Annotated in this window: 11 protein-coding genes; 2 read left to right on the plus strand and 9 right to left on the minus strand. The window is 54.6% G+C overall.

What is annotated here, in order from left to right:
- Positions 1-150 precede the first annotated feature (150 nt).
- On the plus strand, positions 151-642 hold the full coding sequence (locus AWM70_RS00605; protein WP_068693432.1) for a MerR family transcriptional regulator: 492 nt from the start codon (positions 151-153) through the stop codon (positions 640-642).
- Positions 643-722: 80 nt separating this feature from the next.
- Here AWM70_RS00605 and AWM70_RS00610 read toward each other — a convergent pair whose 3' ends face one another.
- From AWM70_RS00610 to AWM70_RS00655, 9 genes are all read right to left on the minus strand, one after another.
- The gene (locus AWM70_RS00610) at positions 723-2,240 is read right to left on the minus strand and encodes an alpha-L-fucosidase (protein ID WP_068693434.1); all 1,518 of its coding nucleotides are present in this window, start codon (positions 2,238-2,240) and stop codon (positions 723-725) included.
- A gap of 71 nt (positions 2,241-2,311) precedes the next feature.
- Positions 2,312-5,356: a LamG-like jellyroll fold domain-containing protein gene (locus AWM70_RS22475; protein WP_083180069.1), complete on the minus strand. Its 3,045-nt coding sequence runs from the start codon at positions 5,354-5,356 to the stop codon at positions 2,312-2,314.
- A 106-nt stretch (positions 5,357-5,462) separates the two neighbouring features.
- The gene (locus tag AWM70_RS00620) at positions 5,463-6,632 is read right to left on the minus strand and encodes a peptidyl-prolyl cis-trans isomerase (RefSeq protein ID WP_068693436.1); all 1,170 of its coding nucleotides are present in this window, start codon (positions 6,630-6,632) and stop codon (positions 5,463-5,465) included.
- Between the two features lie 83 nt (positions 6,633-6,715).
- Positions 6,716-8,449: a glycoside hydrolase family 35 protein gene (locus AWM70_RS00625; protein WP_068700214.1), complete on the minus strand. Its 1,734-nt coding sequence runs from the start codon at positions 8,447-8,449 to the stop codon at positions 6,716-6,718.
- A gap of 214 nt (positions 8,450-8,663) precedes the next feature.
- Complete coding sequence (locus tag AWM70_RS00630) at positions 8,664-9,569, minus strand: carbohydrate ABC transporter permease (RefSeq protein WP_237167802.1); 906 nt, start codon at positions 9,567-9,569, stop codon at positions 8,664-8,666.
- 1 nt (position 9,570) lies between these two features.
- Entirely contained in the window at positions 9,571-10,455 is an 885-nt protein-coding gene (locus tag AWM70_RS00635; protein ID WP_068693438.1) for a carbohydrate ABC transporter permease, read from the minus strand.
- Positions 10,456-10,916: 461 nt separating this feature from the next.
- Positions 10,917-12,323, minus strand: coding sequence for a carbohydrate ABC transporter substrate-binding protein (locus AWM70_RS00645; RefSeq protein ID WP_068693442.1), 1,407 nt, complete (start codon positions 12,321-12,323; stop codon positions 10,917-10,919).
- A gap of 278 nt (positions 12,324-12,601) precedes the next feature.
- Positions 12,602-14,245 (minus strand): response regulator, encoded by a 1,644-nt coding sequence (locus tag AWM70_RS00650; protein WP_068693444.1) that lies wholly within the window; start codon positions 14,243-14,245, stop codon positions 12,602-12,604.
- A complete protein-coding gene (locus AWM70_RS00655) occupies positions 14,238-16,028 on the minus strand; it encodes a sensor histidine kinase (protein WP_068700217.1) in 1,791 nt (596 codons plus the stop codon). The genes AWM70_RS00650 and AWM70_RS00655 overlap by 8 nt, the downstream gene beginning before the upstream one ends.
- Before the next feature lie 228 nt (positions 16,029-16,256).
- Here AWM70_RS00655 and htpG point away from each other — a divergent pair, with 228 nt between their 5' ends.
- Positions 16,257-18,137, plus strand: a complete 1,881-nt coding sequence (gene htpG, locus AWM70_RS00660; RefSeq protein WP_068693446.1) for a molecular chaperone HtpG — start codon at positions 16,257-16,259, stop codon at positions 18,135-18,137.
- Positions 18,138-18,145 lie beyond the last annotated feature (8 nt).

Raw genomic sequence — 18,145 nt, forward strand, 5'->3', positions numbered from 1 at the left:
ACATTTCCCTGATAGCGCACATTCTAGAAGCTGGAGCCGACTCCAAGTCAAGGCGCGGGAGGAGAGTTTTTTTCTGAAAGGGTGAAACTTGACCTGGAGCCGGCTCCAAGTTGTATAATGCATTAAACACAATTTTCGGGAGGGAACAGAATGAAAGAAGAACTGGCTTACGGAATAAAGCAGACCTCCAGGCTTACCGGGATTCCTGAAGATACGATCCGTTATTATGAGAAAATATCGCTGCTTCCCCGCATTGAACGCAAAGAGAACGGGCACCGCGTCTACCGGCAGGAGGATATTCAAACGATCCGCCTGTTGTCCTGCCTGAAGAAAACCGGGATGCCGCTCGAAGAAATGCGGCCTTTTCTGGAGGTTTCGGCGAATGCTGACCCGGCGGAGTATCCTGAGCTGGTGGAGCTCCTGAGAGGCCACCGGGAGAATATTGTCAGCCAAATCGCATCCCTGCAGCAGGTAGTCGATTTTATCGATATGAAGCTGGAGGAAGGGAGGTACCGGGGAGACTGTCTTGATGAAACGCTGGCGGAAGAAGGACGGGGAGAGACGGAAAGGGAAGCAAGGTCCATTTCCCCGGTTCAGATGAGCTATTTTCCGGTAACGTCTGCAAAGGACCATGCAATTTAAACGATGAACCCATCAGCGGAATTAAAAAAGAAAGGGACGCGCCAGCTAGGGTTTAGGCATCGTCCCTTAAAAGTTCTAGATTAAGTTAGAGTATAATGATACACCTCAAACGTCTGCAGGGTCGGGCACCAGCGGGACTGCTCAATGACGAGACGAATCCGGCGTGCCGCGACAGGTGGGAAGCGGCAGATATGCTTGTAGCCGATCACCGTACCTTTATAAATCGGCCGCCAGCAGGCTTCTGATTCGTTGGCTCGCGCTCGCTCGCTCTTGGACATCTCATCCGCCGTTGTATCTCTGTTCACATTTCCGACCTCAAGAACTTCCTCGTCCTCTAAAACCTCGATCCGGAAAGCTTCAACCCGCTGCCCTACCGAAATATGCTCCTGCAATACGATCCGGTTAAACGTTTGTGTCCCGCCAAGATCAAATTCCAGTTCAGCCTGCTCGGCTCCTTCGGGTGCCGACCAGTAGGTATCCGCAGCGCTAAAGACCGCCGGGCCACCATGCTCGGCGTCAAGACTGGCGGAGGTTTTGACCGCCGCATTCGCTGCCAGATTGCGGCTGTACAGCCTGCGAATGCGTTCGCCGAGCCCGGCCAGGCTGCGCACATCCTGCTCGTGAATGAGCCCCCGGCGGTCCGGCGGCAGGTTGAGCAGGAAAGCGGAGTTGCCGCCAACCGTCCGCTCGTACAGCTCCATCAGCTCATCCGGCGATTTGACCTTGTCATTCTCCGAAGCATGGTAGAACCAGCCGGGACGGATAGAGGTATTCACTTCGGCCGGATACCATACTAGCGCCTCCGCCTTCTCGATAATGCTGCGGCTGCCAAGATCGTCTTCATCAGAATTGATGCGGGAAGCAAAGATCCCGTCATCCTCGGACTGCGACTTCTCCTGGATTTTCTCGTTATCCTGCAGGCTTGCGGGCACCACGCTCCATTCGGAGGTGCGGGTATGTCCGGCTTCATTGCCGCACCAGCGCACATCCGGCCCACAAACCGATATAACGGCATTCGGCTGATGCTCACGGATCATGGCGTAATAGCGGTCCCAGTCATAGACCTGCCGTTTGCCGTTCGGGCCTTCGCCGCAGGCGCCGTCAAACCAGACGCTGAACAGCTCGCCGTAGCCGGTCAGCAGCTCGGTTAACTGCTTGGCGAAGAAGTTGTTATAGGCATCTGAATCCCCATAGCTCGGCTCGTGCCGGTCCCACGGAGAGAGATAGATGCCGAATTTCAGTCCGGCTTCCCGGCAGGCATCCGATACTTCACGGACCAGATCGCCGTGGCCGCCCCGCCAAGGGCTGTTCTTCACCGAATGCTCGGTTACCGCGCTGGGCCATAAGCAGAAGCCGTCATGGTGTTTGCAGGTCAGGATCAAGGCTTTCATGCCGGCCGATTTGCAGGCCGCCACCCACTGGCGGGCATCCAGCTCAGTCGGTTGAAACAAGACGGGAGACTCGTCGCCGAGTCCCCATTCCCGGTCCGTGAACGTGTTCACGGTGAAGTGGATAAAAGCGTAAAATTCTAGGGACTGCCAGGCCAGCTGGCGCGGAGCCGGCTTGACCCGGGCAGCTTCCCGAATAGAAATGGCCATGGTTTTGTCTTCCTTTAGCAAGTTATTAACTTTCGCAACCCGATGTATCTATCTTGTTCTGCTGCTTATTCTTAATGGTTGAATTTCAATTTCCCGTTATACAGCTGTGTAACCTGCTCATCCGTCAGAGCGCCGCTGAGGATGAGGACTTCGTCCATCAGGCCGTAATAAGGATTTTTGCCTTCGGCCGCCGTAGACTGATTGCCGAGCAGCAGCGGTTTGTTATTGGCAAACAAGTCAGCGCCTTCCTTAGACACGGGCATGGACATGACGAGTTCGCCGTTGATATAAATCTTATACGTGTGACGGTCATAAGACTGTACGACCTGGCTCCATTTTCCCGCCGGGACGGTCAGATCGGAGCTCGGGCCAAGCGTTGTCGGATACCAGCGGGCGCCTTTAGTTCCGTCTTGGTCCGCCAGGATGAACGGATTCTGGAAGCCGCCGGCCGGGGCGTCGGTCAGCAGCGTGGCGCTGTACATTTCATTGGCATTGTCACCTTTGGAATACAGCACCTCGGCACCGTTCGCCGCTGGAGCGGACAATCCGTAATCATCCGGTTTGACCCACATCGAAATCGTATATGAGCTTCGTTTCAACTGTTCACTATCCGGAATGGAAATGTAGCTGTCCGGCGCTGAACCGTTATTACCGAAGCGGAGCGCACGTCCCTTGTAGCTGTCATTATTAATAATATCGACCGAAGCCGATTTGGTGGCGTTCAGTCCGCTCCCTGAGCTGTCCTTCACCTCGCTGCTGTTGCTGCGGACATTGTCAAAGGTGTAATGGGCAACCACGTCCACTTGTGCCGGTTCTGGCTGTTCCGGGGCTGTGCCGGCTGGATCGCCTTTAGCTCCAGGATCGTTATATACGGCGATTTCAGCGAGAGAAGGGGCATTGGCCGCTTGATGCAGGGTCATTCTGATTTGGCTTGCGGTCACCGGTTCAAATACCGCGGTATGACTGGCGCCGATGCCATAACCCTCATAAAAAGACACCCAGTCCGTTCCATTCCAGTAGTCATAGCTGTAGGAGCCGACGGCAGGCTGGAAGGGGCGGTAATTGCCCGTCTCCGGCGGAGTGGTCACATACTCCTCTGCTTTGATGGAGTTAAAGGTGGATTCCTCTCCTAAATCAATCGTAATCGACTGCTCCTTATTTGTGCTTGACGTCCAATACGTGCTCGGCAGGCCGTCCGTGATGGAACCGGCTGCGTAAGGCGTTGTGCTCGTAAAGTCGGTGGTCACCTTTTTTCCCAAAGCCAGGTTCACGATTTCCGGCGGATTCTCCGGCGTAACCCGGTCTCCCTGCTGCACTTCCTGTATGCCGATGTCCGGCGCTTCTCCATAATAAAGCGGATTTCCGTAGAAATCCTTGTCGCCGAGCTGCGGCACGTAGATGCCGGCGTCAACCAGCGGCGAGCTTTCCTGCAGCTTGTAGCCGTCCCAGACGGTCGCGCCGCTCAGCACCCCGTTTGGACCAGCGCTAGGCGCCTGGCCGGGGTTCACAAAACCGGGATCGGCGGTGATTTTATGCGGATCCTCCGGTAGGCCGGTAGCCGTAAATCCGTTAGCCGAATAGAACACGTTATGGCTGAATTTGCCCGTGCCGTAATCATCTGGGGAAGCAGCCCAGGTAGACGGCGATGGACCGGTTTTGTCGTAGAACACATTGTTGTAGAAATAATACGGCACTTGATTGAAATAAGCCCCGATGTCATCGTTCCGGTTGGTGAATGCGGTTTTTTGGCCATCATAGATAAACACGTTGTTCAGGAAATAGGCAGGTGAAGAGTCCGGTCCGAACCAGCCAAACTTGATCAGGTATTCACCGTCATCGTCGCTGATATTATAGCGGGCGATGTTGTTGGCGCTGCGGCCCAGATAAGACATCCAGCCCATCGGGTTGTCATGCGTGTAGTTGTATTGATAAACGATATTGATGTTCGGGGAATCAAAGTCAAAAGCGGTGCCATCCCCGTTGGTGGCGTCCGTGGTGGTTGGACCGCCGTATACCTCGTTGTTCTGGAACACAACGTTCCAGGATTTCCAAGGGTAAATACCCGCAGCCTGAGCGTTATAACGTTTCATCCAGCCGTCCAGCACGTTGTATTCGACTACGGCGTCTTTGGCGTCGCACAGGTCGATGCCGCCTTGGGCGATGTCCTGCAAATAGTTGTGTCCGATATAAATGTTTGTCTGCCACAGGCCGTATCCGCCGATTTCGTCCTGGAAGTCGGTTTTGGTCGTGTAGTTGAAGTTGGCGATGCCAAGCAGATCGACATGTTTGATAAAGTTGCGTTCAATGCGGACGTCGTCAAACGTCATGTTTGGCTTCAGGGAACCGATCACGTAGAACATGATCCCGCCGTTAAACGAGGCGTTCTTATATTCGTTGGGCCATTCGTCAGGGCTGTCTACATCATGAATGTAGCAGTCGCTGATGTAGATATGGTGCATGACGCTATTGCCGCCGTCAGGCACTTTATCGGTGTCCAGCACGACCAGAATGCCGTCGCGGATGTTCGAGGGTTCGCCGTTCTTGTAAGTCGTTGCGACCAGGTCGGTATCAAAGTCGTCGTCGTTGGTTACTTCCAGGTGGCGGATCTCCCAATATTCCTGGTTCTGCAGAAAAACAGCCCCGGTCTGGTGGTAAGGACGCTCCACACCGCCGCCGTTGATCACCGGCAGATCGCCTTCGCCGTACCGGTCGATAAGAATCGGCGCCCCTTCGGTGCCGGAGCCTTTCGGCCACAGCTGGCCGTTCCATACGCCGCCGGATTTGAACAGCAGGGCGTCGCCCGGCGAGAAGGTGGTGGCGTTGATTTTATCGAGGGATTTCCAGGCTTGGTCCGGACTGGTTCCGGTATTGGCATCGCTGCCTGCCGCAGAGTCCACATAATAGATGGTTCCCTTCACGTCCGGAATGCCGGCAGACGCAGAGGCGGAGGAGGCTGTTCCGGTCGATCCGGGTGTTCCTGCCGCCGCCGTTTCGACTGCAGCTGTCTCGGCAGCATAAGCGGCAGAATAAGCGGCAGATCCGCTGGAAGCGGAAATGCTCCACAGAGGGGTTAAAGCCATCAGCATGGACAGGAATAAATAACCAGTTTTCTTCAAATTCGTCCGCTCCTTCTTTTTCAAGAGTAAAAAAGATATAAGGATGGTCAGCGTACTTCTGAATTCACCGTTATTTCGTCATAAGCGATTTGTGATAAGAGATTCGTCATAAAGAGATTGCGTCGTAAGAGGTTGGCTGAATGTTCACTTTCGCGGCTTGTACGGCAGAACGGATATAAGCATCGAAATGGTCGCGGAGCAGCTGCTCCTGAATTTGATCCTGCACTTCCTCCAAAGGAGTGGGCTGGTTTCTCCGTACGGAATCCAATTGCAGCAGGATATAGCTTGAGCCGTCGTCCAAGACGGAGGAATGGTGGCCAGGCTGCAGGTTGGCTGCGGCGGAAGTGAAAAGGTCGTGGGTCTGAAAAATAATCCCGCTCCCGCCGGAGCCGCTTTCCGGAACGGGGGCAGACGGATCGGAGCTGCCGCTGGCTTCGCTCGCGCTCGCCGCCTTAAGCGTCTGCTTGCTGAAGGCAGCGTCTTTGGCCTGCAAAGCTGCTTCTGCCGGGGATTTACCTGCATCCAGAAACTGTAGGACCCGGTTTGCCTCCTGCCAAGCAGATGTTTTGTCCGCTTCCCCGTAAGGAATGCTGATCAACTGAACAGCATATTCATCCCGGCTTTGAAACAGCTGCGGGTGAGCATCATAATAAGCTTTAATGTCTTGTTCCGCCGGCTTCAGCCTGCTTGCTCCAAGCTTCTCCTGAAGCTGCTGCTTCAGATGGCTCATGTAGTAATCGTAATATTGGTCAAGTGTAAAAGAAGCCAAGCCGTAGACAGGCTGCTTGGTCTGCAGATTCTGGCTGCGCTGCCGGTTCAGCGTCTGCCAGTCGGCCAGAAGGCGGGAGAAGGAGATATCGCCGATCAGGCCCTGCTCCCGGGCCAGCCGCTGAATAGTTTTGCTTTCGGCGGCGGCTTTGTCGGTCCGCTGCTTCAAGGCCTGCAGCGGGGTCTCCCCGCCGAAGTCATGGGTCCAGTAATCCGGCTGGTCTTCAGCGCCGTATTTGGCGTTGAAGGCATTGGTCACCGCGCTTTTCTCGCGGTTCATCAGCAGCCGGTATTCCTGAGCCGTGACCGGCTCGCCGTCCACCGTCAGAATGACGGCGTCTTCGCCAGGGGCAGCCGCTGCGGCTCCGGCGGGTTTTTCGCTGCTGGCCCAGCCGGTCAGCGCGGGGGATAAGGCCGCTGCTGTACCGCCGGCAGCAGCGAGCAGAATGACGGCGGCGGCCAGCATCAGCCGCCGCTTGCCGCGCCGGGAATTTCGATTCAGGTTCATGCCGGGCACCTCCTGAAGCTGTGGTTTCAGTTCACTTTAATCGGCAATCTGCAATCTGCAATCTGCAATCGGTTGCCGGGCGGCTAACCTAGATCCGGCTGATCCGCCAAGCGGACCTCAGGCCGCGCGCAGCCGTGCAGTTCAAAGACGACAAGCTCATTGCGCCCTTTCTTCAGCAGGGGGGCGGGGATGTACAAGGTCCGCTGCGGTCCCGCGTTCCAGTAACGGCCGAGATTAAAGCCGTTCACGTAGGCGACGCCTTTCGTCCAGCCGTCCAGCCGCAGGAAGGTATCGGCCTTCTCCTGAACTTCGAAGGTGCCGCGGTAAAACGCCGGCCGCTCCGCCGTCCCCCCGATCTCGCTGCCTGCGCCTTGATCGGCGGCAGTATCGTTGCCCGGAACCGGCGCAAATTCCAGCTTGCCCAGCGATGCATATTCCAGCGGCAGCGGATGGATCGTCCAGCCATACAGGAATTGGTTGCCGTGGCGAACCCCTTCCGTGATGCCCTTCGGGTCTCGCAGCAGCGGCCCGTAGTTGATGCGGCCCATATTTTCCACGAGAATATCGAGCTTGAGTCCCTCAGGCGGAACAGACAGCGGCAGTGCTGACGGTGACCAGCGTTCGATCGTGCCTAAATAACGCCCGTTGCCGTATACAAGGGCCCGGTCGCTGACCTGCTGAAGCACAAGCTCCATTTCTTGGCGGGGGCCGGGGATCGTCGTGGAATACAGGATAAATCCGTACGTCTGTCCCAGCTTCTCCATCGGCTCCGGCGAAGAGCGGTACACGGGGGAGGACAGCTCCTCCAGCGAGTCAAACAGCGCAGCGCTTTCCGTCAAAGCCACCTGCCCGTAATCCGCAGTAGGAATCGGGTCGGGCAGCGAAAGAGGAGGAAGCTCTGCAAACCGCGTTATGACTTCACGGACCGCAAAATATTTGTCCGTCGGCACCCCGTGTTCGCTCAGCAGCGCATTATAGTCGTAGCTGCCGACGGTCGGCTCATAGGCGTTGATATGATTGGCCCCGTTATAGAAGCCAAAATTGGTGCCGCCGTGGAACATATACAGATTAAAGGAAGCTCCGCTTTCCAGAATGTCGGCAATGGTCTGGGCCGTATCATCCGCGGTCCGCGTATGGTGCTCCTCCATCCAGTGGTCGAACCAGCCGTTCCAGAATTCCATCACCATCAAGGGAGCATCCGGCTGATATTCGCGCAGCTTGGCGAAAGCTTCCTTCGGATGGGAGCCGAAGTTTACCGTAGCCAGCACGCCTGGAATTGTGCCGCCCTGGAGCATAAAGTCCTCGGGACCGTCGGACGTGAACAGCAGCACGTCGATGCCGCGCTCCTGCATCGCTTTCTTGACGGCCTGCAAATACGCTTTGTCGTTGCCGTAGCTGCCGTATTCGTTTTCAATTTGCATCGCGATAATCGGCCCGCCGTTTGTGCACTGCAGGGGACGCAGCAGCGGAAGCAGCACATCGTAATAAGCCTCCACTTTGCTCAGGTAAACCGGATCGTTCGAGCGCAGCCGCACATTGGAATCGGCCAGCAGCCAGGCCGGAAGGCCGCCGAACTCCCACTCGGCGCAGATGTAAGGACTTGGCCTTACAATGACATGCAGGCCCAGCTCCCCGGCCAGAGTAAGGAAAGACACCACATCGGCCATACCTTCAAAGTTAAACGTTCCTTCCTTAGGCTCGTGCAGATTCCAAGGGATATAGGTTTCCACCGTGTTCAACCCGCAGGCCTTCAGCTTGAGCAGGCGGTCCCGCCAGTAATCCGGAACGACCCGAAAATAGTGGAGCGCGCCGGACATAATCCGCACGGGCTCCCCGTTCCAAACAAAATCGTTGTTCTGTACGCCAAAAGTAAAAGAATTCACCACTTAACCCTCCCGATCGTTTCTGAAGACGGGTGCCCCGCCGTATTTTGCTGCAAGCTCTGATTTCGGTATCCCGGCCTGAATTCCTTGTTTAAGAAGTGTTTAAGTCTCCCGGAGAATCCAATTTCAAGGCCGCTTTGGCTGGCGATCAGCCCTTCACGCCGCCCATCATCATGCCGTCGGTGAGCCGTTTTTGCAGCAGGGCATAAATAATAATGGTCGGGATGAGGACGATCACAAGTCCCGCGAACAGCGAACCCCAGTCGGTTGCGTACTGCTGGATTTGCATCAGATTGGACAGGCCGATCGGGATCGTTTTTTTCTCATCGCTTGTAATCAAAGTCAAGGCCAGCACGTATTCGTTCCAGAAATCAAAGAACCCAAACACAATTAAGGTGACGATGGCAGGGCGGGTGATCGGTAAAATAATCCGGAACAAGGTGCTGGTATACCCGCACCCGTCGATCAACGCGGCTTCCTCGAAGTCCTTCGGAATGCTCTTCATGAACCCGATCATCAGGTACACGGAGAAAGGCAGACTGCCGGTTGCATATACAGCGCTCAGCCAGAAACGGTTGTCGAGCATATGCAGATTGTTCATCAGGATAAAAAGCGGCACGATGATGTATACGCCGCCAATAAACAGACCGGCCATGTAGACGTTGGTTGTTAGGGTTTTTCCCCTGAAGTTCATCCGCCCAAGCGCATAAGCCGTCGGCAGGGCTGCTGCGAGCAGGATCACCATCGACATGGCGACCACCAGCACGGAGTTCAGCATATAATCACCGATGCGGGCTGTCGTAAAGGCATTTACGTAGTTGGACCAGTTGAAATGCTTGGGCAGCGTCCAGGGGTTCTCCATCACCTCCTCATTGGTTTTCAAGGATGCCAGCACGTTCCACACCAGCGGGTACACGACAATCAGGGCCTGGATAATGAGCAGGAGGCGAAGGAGCAGCCTTCCCAGCCAGGCGAAGGGTTGTCTGCCGGTGTGCGGCATGGTTTGCGGCGGATGGGAGGAGCGGGCAGGTTGGGCACTGGCGTTAGCGGCCATCTTAGTTGTTCCCCCTTTCCGTTAGTCGGTTGCTCAGCAGGGCGAGCAGGAATGAGACGATAAACACGAACACGCCGACGGCCATCGCGTAACCGAAATTGGAGTTGGCGAAAGCCTGGCTGTACAGATAAGTCATCACCACTTCGGAATGGCGGTCCGGTCCTCCGGCCGTCATGATTGAAACGATAACGAAGCTGATGGTTAAGACGCCGTTGATGCTGAAGATGATGGTAATCCGGATGATCTCCCACAGCATAGGGACTGTAATATGGAAAAATTGCCGGACCGGCGTCGCCCCGTCGATGCTCGCCGCTTCGTACAGTTCGGGCGAGATGCCGTCGATGCCGGCCATATACATAACCATGTAATAACCGGCGGCCTGCCAGATCATCGTAACGGCCAACGCCCACAGGACGGTGCGGGCATCACCCAGCCAGGCCAGCGCCCATTTGCCGAGACCGATGCTCTCCAGCCCGGCATTCAGGAAGCCGATGGTCGGGTGGTAAATGAACGACCAGAGGATCGCGATGACGACAAAGGACAGGATGCTCGGGAAAAAGAACACAGTCCGGTACAAGGAACGTTCCCGGAGCTTCGAGCGGGTCAGAATCGAGGCGTTGACCAAAGCGATAAACAAGGTGATTACCGGGACGACCAGCATCAGGAAACCCGTGTTGCGAAGCGAAAGCAGGAATACATCATCGTGAAAAAGGTCGGTGAAGTTTCTCAGGCCAACCCACTGGGGTTTGTCGCCGATTCCCGTCCATAAATAAAAGGATTTCTGAAACACCTCAATGGTGGGGTGAATTTTGAACAAAGCCATCAGCACGAGTCCGGGCAGCAGACAGAATAGAAGGAACCAGCTGCGTTTGGCTTTCATGGACATGGGGGTTCACCTCCTAAAGGACTATTGAGCTGGGTGGTTCAGGGAGCAGAACGTTGTACATGCGGTGCTTTCATGCAGGTGATTCCGATGAAGCTGCTGCAAGGTTGCCGCTGCAATGAGGCCGCTGCGATGTCGAATGTTCTTCCGATCGCTGTTCCTCCCGGATTTCTTTAACTAGGTTAAGAAGGATGAAATCCGGGAGCCCGCCTATGCTTCCGAGGCAGCTTTCCTTTGGAAAGCTTTTATGCGGACGCTCACGCTTCTCCAGAATCACTTGCCCTCTCCGCTGAGCAGCTTGGCGCACTCCATATGGAGTGCCCGGCTAAGCAAGAAGGCCGCTCAAAATGTCATTTACATCGCTGAATTTGTAATAGGGTAAAAGGTTGAGCGTGTTAAAGGCCACGCTCTCCGGCAATTTGATGCCGGCTTTCCGGCACCGGAAGCGAGTTTTTCTCAGCGCCTTAATTCCCGTTCTGCTCAAGCTCCTTGTTTAGATCGTTATACAGCTTGGTGAGCTTGCTGCTGTAATCGTCGAGGCTCATCTGTTTGTTCATGATGGAAGAGATCGGTTTGTAGACTTCGTCGCTCGGGTTGTATTTGCTGCCTTTGGCAACGGACTTGAAGCTGCCGTTAACGGCGACCATGCCGCTGTCCACGGCTTTATAGACGTTATAAGTGGTTTCGGAGATGTAAGGTTTGGCCAGGTCGGGCGCGCCTTTGATGGCCAGCACGGCTTTTGATTTCTCAGCGTTCAGCTTTACGCTTTCGTCGGTGTAGAGGTAGCGCAGGAAGGCTTTGGCCAGCTCGATATTTTTGGCTTTGGCCGGGATGACAACCTGCTCGACGCTGGTCAAAGCGCTTACCGGATCGCCGACCTTAAAGGTCGGTACGCCGAGGAAACCGAACTGGAAGCCGACCTCGCGAGGCGCATCCTTCATTTCATCCTCAAACCAGGTGCCGTTCGGAATGAACATCGCTTTGCCCTGCAGGAAGGCCGTTTGCGCCTGGGTGTGGTTCAGGGCGACGGTGCCTTTCATCAGGCCGTTGTCCGTAGTGGCGATTTTTTCGATAATGCCCCAAACCTGCTTGAAGCTGTCGCTGGTCCAGAAGGCCGGGTCGTAATCAAAGAACTGGTTCAAAGCGTCCTGGCCGCCGACATTGTAGATGGAAGGCACAATCATTTCCTCGAGATAACCCGGGTAAAGGCCTTGGTAGGTGAACAGCGCCCGGCCGTTTTCTTTGGCGGCGTCGTTCAGGGCAAACAATTCATCCCACGTTTTGGGAACCTGAATGCCTTTGCTGTCAAACAGGCTTTTGTTGTACCAGAGGCCCATAACGCCGAAATTGAAAGGGGCCAGATACACTTTGCCGTCCCCGTAAGGGGACATGGCCCGGGACTCCAGGACGCCTGGTAAAATTTTATCTTTCAGCGCGCCCGATCCGCTTTCGTCTTGGCCGTCAAAGACGTCCGTCAAATCCTCGAGGGCATGATCTTTGATCAGGCCGTCAAGAATCGGGGTGTTGTCGCTGCCCGCGATATACATCAGGTCAGGCGGATTGCCGGCGACGATCTTCGGCCGGACCAGCTCGGCGATTTTTGGACTCGCTGTAATGTTGATTTTGGTGCCGGGGTAAGCTTTCATAAAGTCATCTGCGATCGTATCCCAATATTCGCGGCCGTAACCGCCCTGGAAGACGGCGATGTTCAGCTCGGGGTCGGCAAAACCGCTCGTATTGGATGATGCGGAGCTCGCCCCCGCATTGCCGCTTGCGTTATTGGCGCTGCCTCCGTTGCTGCCGCAGCCGGCCAGCACAAGAATGGCCGACGCTACAACGCCAAAGGTTTTGAATCGTGTCTTTAAGCTCATGGAATGACCTCCCCTGAAAAATATGTGTTCATTATATAGGCGGAACGCCGATCGCCAAATGTACAAAACAGCGGAATCAACTGGACGATCTTTTGGAATTTTACATAGCTTTAACAAAAAGCTGGACGATTTTAGGGTCAGGCTAAAAATCGTCCAGCTTTGTTTAAAAGATTAACTTTCGATGTCAGCTGCTTCCCAAACCAAGCTGGGAAGAAGGCAGCAAGCAGCAGAAGGCCGGAAGCCTGAAGCGGCTTCCGGCCGGATCTCATCAAACGGAGTCAGGAGGTTTGCGGTTTGATTTTTTTTGGAGAGATGCCGAATTTGCGTTTGAACAGCCGGTTGAAATAATAAGGATCATGAATGCCGACCTCCGCAGCCGCCTCTTTGACCAAATAACGGCCCGTGGCGAGCAGCTCATACGCTTTGGCCATTCGGAACTCGTTCAGATAGGTCAGAATGCTTTGTCCGGTTTCCGTCTTGAACAGCTGGCATAAATAAGCTTCAGACAGATTCACGTACGCAGCAACTTCCGGCAAGACGATCCGCTCGGCATAATGCTGATGCAAATAGTCAAGCACATGGGCAATCTCGGGCCGCAGGGAGGCGGAACGCAGGGACAAAGAAGGCCCAGGCATTGGGATCTTCAAAGGAGCCCTGTCGTTGATTGCGCTTTCATTGCTCAGTTCCCTTGGCGGTTCGATTTCCGGCCAGAGGGGAACGGACGGCGCGCTAACCGACGCTGCGCTGGAAGCGGGCCAAACGACGGGGAAACTCCGGGCTTCGGCAAGCAGCCGGGATTTGAGGCTTCTGCACTGCCGGAGCTGCTGGACAAGCTCCTGAATCGTATCGGCTCCGTCCGTATAAACCATCCCGGTTTGAAGGTTGTAATACATATGGGTAAGGCTGGCGATCCGATTGGCCAAATGCTCCGGCACAATCAATTCCCCGGCCTCGCCCCCCTGACTGCCGGTCACTGCCAGCAGCCACTCGCCTAACCCCAGCTTAATGGCCGCTTTGCAGGCAGAGCCGGGACAGAGCTCGCCGAGCAGGCTGACCCAGGCCGGTTCAAGGCGGCTGGCCTCCTCACGGGACAGGGAAGGGGCTGGTGCGGCAACGGCGAGAAAGAGCAGCACCTGTTCGCCGGGCCTGCAGCCTGGCGGAGAGGGGGCAGGTCCTCCCGCCGCGGGAGAACGCAGCGGGCTCCCCTCGGCTTCTCCGGCGGCCTGGGCGACCTTTTGCAGCCAATCCGGAAACAAAGCGCGATTGGCTTCATAGGTTTCATTGGCTTCATAGGCTGCAGTCGCCGCAGCGGCATAACCCAGGCCTTCTGCCGGTCCTGCCGATCCAGCGGCTCCAGTCGAACCGGATGTTCCAACTAAACCGGCTGTCCCCGCTGCCCCGGTTGAGCCAACGGATTCCATTGAATCCGCCGCCCACCCGGCTGCAGCGGCTGAACCTGCTACCAGGTTGTCTTCCCGGTTTGCCTGATATCCGCCTCTGCTGGCAGATCCGGCCCGGCTGGGCATGTGCACTTTGTTGTCCAGCTTATCGGCGATTTCATGCAGTACCTCCATAAAGTTGTCCTTCTCCAGCGAAAGCTTGAGCATATAGTCATAGGCTCCCTGCTTCAGCGCTTCCCGGACAAGCTCAAAATCATTATAATTGCTGAGGACCAGCACTTCTCCGTCAAAGGGAATGTGTTTAAGCTGCTTGATCAGCTGCAGACCGTCCATGTCAGGCATTTTGATATCGGTAATGATGATGTCAACGCCGGAAGGTCCGGCCTGCCTGACCGCATCCAGCGCGGCCTGTCCGCTGGCGCAGGAGCCGGCGTGCACAAAGCGCCCGGTCTCCCAGCGGATCAGGGTTTGGACGGCATGCCGAACAATCAGTTCATCGTCTACAATCAGCACTCTATACATATGCTTTGTCCTCCTCTTGAACGTAATGTAACGGTAAAGTCAATACGGTCGTTGTGCCCTGTCCGGGCGCGCTTTCCGTACGAAGCCCGTAGGCAGCGCCGTAATGCAGCTGGATTCTTTCGTGCACGTTATGAATGCCGATGCCGGACAGGCGGCTGCCGGCGTGGTCTTTATGCTCCAGCTCGGCGGGATCAAACCCTTTGCCGTCGTCGCTCAGCGTCAGGATGAGATGGCCGTGACGAAAGGCAAAGCTTACGCAGATATGAATCCGTTTATGGTTGGCAGCGCCGTGAAGAATCGAGTTCTCGACAATCGGCTGCAAAATAAACTTCGGAACGATAACATCCTCGTCCGGCTCTACAGGCTGACATTCCAGCTCAAACGAATCCCCGTACCGGATGCGCTGAATGTTGGCATAATGGCGCAGATTCGCCATTTCTTTGCTTAAAGGAATCAATTCCTCACGGTCAAGGATCGTATTGCGCAGCAGCTCAGATAAAGAGCCGATCCCCTGGGTCAGCGATTCGTTGCCGCTCAGCATAGCGCTCCACTTCAGGGAATTAAGCGTATTAAACAGAAAATGAGGGTTGATCTGGGCTTGAAGCATTTTGAGCTCGGCATCGCGTTTGGCCTGCTGCTCCAGCTGGACCTGCCGGATCAGCAGCTTCAGCTCGGTCACCATATCGTGAATGGTGATCGTCAGCTGCTGCATTTCATCCGGCGGGGCTACCGGCTTCGGTATCGGATCGAACCGCCCTTTATGAATCCGTTTGGCATACCGCAGCAAAGAGCGGAGCGGCGAATTGATGCTGTCATAGATCCAGAGCCCGATAACGCTGGACAGGATCAAGGTGAGCAGGCAGAGCAGCACGATGTTTCCGCGCAGGTCGCCCAGCTCGGAAATGATATAAGAATGAGGAATCAAGCCGATCAAATACCAATTGGCTGCATCTATAAACGTGCTGCTAACCAAATACTGCTTGGACCAAATTTTGGTCTGGAAAGATTCAAGCCTGCCGGCTTCGTGCTGCGCCTCGATCCGCCGCGTTAAATCGGCTTGGTTCAGACTGCCCTGGGGGAGCGAAGAGCTGCTGGAAGAGAGGGTAACGCCGCTCCGGTCAGTGATATAGACGCTGCTGTCCTTGCCCAAATCGACCGATTGGAACATGTTGCGGGCGAACACTTTTTCATCCATAGCGATGACCAGATACCCGATTTGCAGATTAAGATTTTCGGCGGAATAAATTTTGCGGCTGAGCGCAATGACGGTAGACCCGCGGTTGGAACGGAGATATGACCAGTAGGCGTTGCGGGGAGCGCCTTCCGTCTGTTGGACCATGCTGCTGAGCTGGTTATCCGGGTACCATTGGTATCCGAGATCAAAGAACGTCTCGCCGTCGTTCGTCATAATTACGATGTTGGACAAATTGCTGAAGCTGAAGAACTGCGGACCAAGCTCGTTTCGGATCCGGGTCTGCAGCGTATTTTTATCAAAGTCGCTTAAAGAGGAGTAACGGGTAAGCCCGTATTGGATGGAATCGTTAATAATAATATTTTCGCTGAGAGTTTCGTATTGGCCCAGCTCGCGGGAAATGTTGCGGGTAAGCTCCGTTAACGTTTGACTGGAATAAGCACTTATTTTATCCGTAATGGAAGCCTCATAGATTTGATTGGAGTAGAAGGCTACAATCGCGACCGGCAGCAGGGAAGTGATAAGGAATGCCGTAAGCAGCCGGTTCTTGATAGAAAGGCGGCGCAGCAGGAAAGAGGTCTTCTTGTACAAGGGAGAGCGGAATCCGGAATCCAAGACTGAGCACCTTCTTCGTCATCTTTTGTACCATGATAGCAGAATCTGGCGAACTGGCAACTGTACAGGTCAGGATAGTTTGCCAGGCAAGTTGACAGAAATATCTAATTGATGCTATATAAAAAGAGGATTAGCACTCTTGTTAATCGAGTGCTAAAGAGATTTCAACCCACATTCTATCCGAGCTTGAAAGGAGAACCATTCATGGCAAAGATGCAATTTAAGGCCGAGTCCAAACGTTTGCTGGACATGATGATTCACTCCATCTACACGCAAAAGGAAATTTTTCTGCGCGAGCTGATCTCCAACAGCAGCGATGCGATCGACAAAATTTACTACAGAGCTTTAACCGACGAGAACCTGACCTTCAACAAAGAAGATTATTATATTAAAGTGTCCGTGGATAAAGACAGCAGAACGCTCAAGCTGTCCGATACCGGGATCGGCATGACGCGCGAGGAGCTGGAGAACAACCTGGGCGTCATTGCCAAAAGCGGTTCCCTGGCCTTCAAGAACGAAAACGAAGCGAAAGACGGCTTCAACATCATCGGCCAATTTGGCGTAGGTTTCTATTCCGCTTTTATGGTCGCCGACAAGGTAACCGTTATCTCCAGAGCACTGGGCAGCGACGAAGCCTTTAAATGGGAATCCGAAGGTGCTGACGGCTACACGATTGAACCGGCTGGCAAGGATGCCGTCGGCACCGAAATCATCCTCAAGATCAAAGAGAATACGGAAGACGAGAAATATGATGAATTTCTGGAGGAATACCGCCTCAGAACGATCATCAAAAAATATTCCGACTTCATCCGTTATCCGATCAAGATGGACGTCACCCGGCAAAGACCGGTCGAAGGCAAAGAGAATGAATACGAGGATTATACCGAAGAGCAGACGATCAACAGCATGGTGCCGATCTGGCGCCGCAACAAAAACGAGCTGACCGACGAGGATTACCAGAACTTCTACTTCGAGAAGAGATACGGCTTCGACAAGCCGCTTAAACATGTCCACATCAGCGCGGACGGCGCGGTCGTCTACAACGCGATCCTGTTCATTCCGGAGAACACGCCTTTCGACTACTATACCAAAGAATATGAGAAAGGCCTTGAGCTCTATTCCAACGGCGTGCTGATTATGGAAAAATGCGGCGACCTGCTGCCGGACTATTTCAGCTTCGTCAAAGGGATGGTCGATTCTGAAGACCTGTCGCTCAACATCTCCCGCGAGCTGCTGCAGCATGACCGCCAGCTCAAGCTGATCGCCAAAAATATCAAGAACAGAATCAAAAGCACGCTGCTCAGCCTGCAGAAGGACGAACGCGACAACTATGAAAAGTTCTACAAAGCGTTTGGCAGACAGCTTAAATTTGGCGCTTACAGCGATTTTGGCGCCAACAAAGACGATTTGCAGGACCTGCTGATGTTCCACTCCTCCAAGGAGAACAGGCTGGTTTCTCTCGCCGAATATGTCTCCCGCATGCCGGAGGATCAGAAATACATCTATTACGCAACCGGCGAATCGGTAGAGCGGATTGAGAAGCTGCCGCAAACCGAGCTGGTGGCCGATAAAGGCTACGAAATGCTGTATTTCACCGACGATATCGACGAGTTCGCGATCAAGACGATTGTCAAATACAAAGACAAAGAATTTAGAAACGTCTCCAGCGGCGATCTGGGCATTGAATCCGACGAATCGGCGAAAGCGGCCGAAGCGGAGCAGAACGAGAACAAAGACCTGTTCGAGGCGATGGCCGGCATCCTCGGCGACAAGGTTAAAGCCGTCAAGGCTTCCAAACGCCTGAAAAGCCATCCGGTCTGCCTGTCCTCGGAAGGCGAGCTGACGATCGAAATGGAGAAGGTGCTCCGCTCCATGCCGAACGGCGAAGACGTCAAAGCCGACAAGGTGCTGGAAATCAACGTGAACCATCCGGTGTTCAGCTCCCTGAAAGCTTCCCTGGAGAGCGACAAAGAGAAGCTGAGCCTGTACACAAACCTGCTGTACAACCAGGCGCTGCTGATCGAAGGCCTGCCGATCCAGGATCCGGTGGAATTCACCAACGATATTTGCAAAGTGATGGTCTAATTACCGGC

It is taken from the genome of Paenibacillus yonginensis, from assembly GCF_001685395.1.
GTDB classification, from domain to species: Bacteria; Bacillota; Bacilli; order Paenibacillales; family Paenibacillaceae; genus Fontibacillus; species Fontibacillus yonginensis.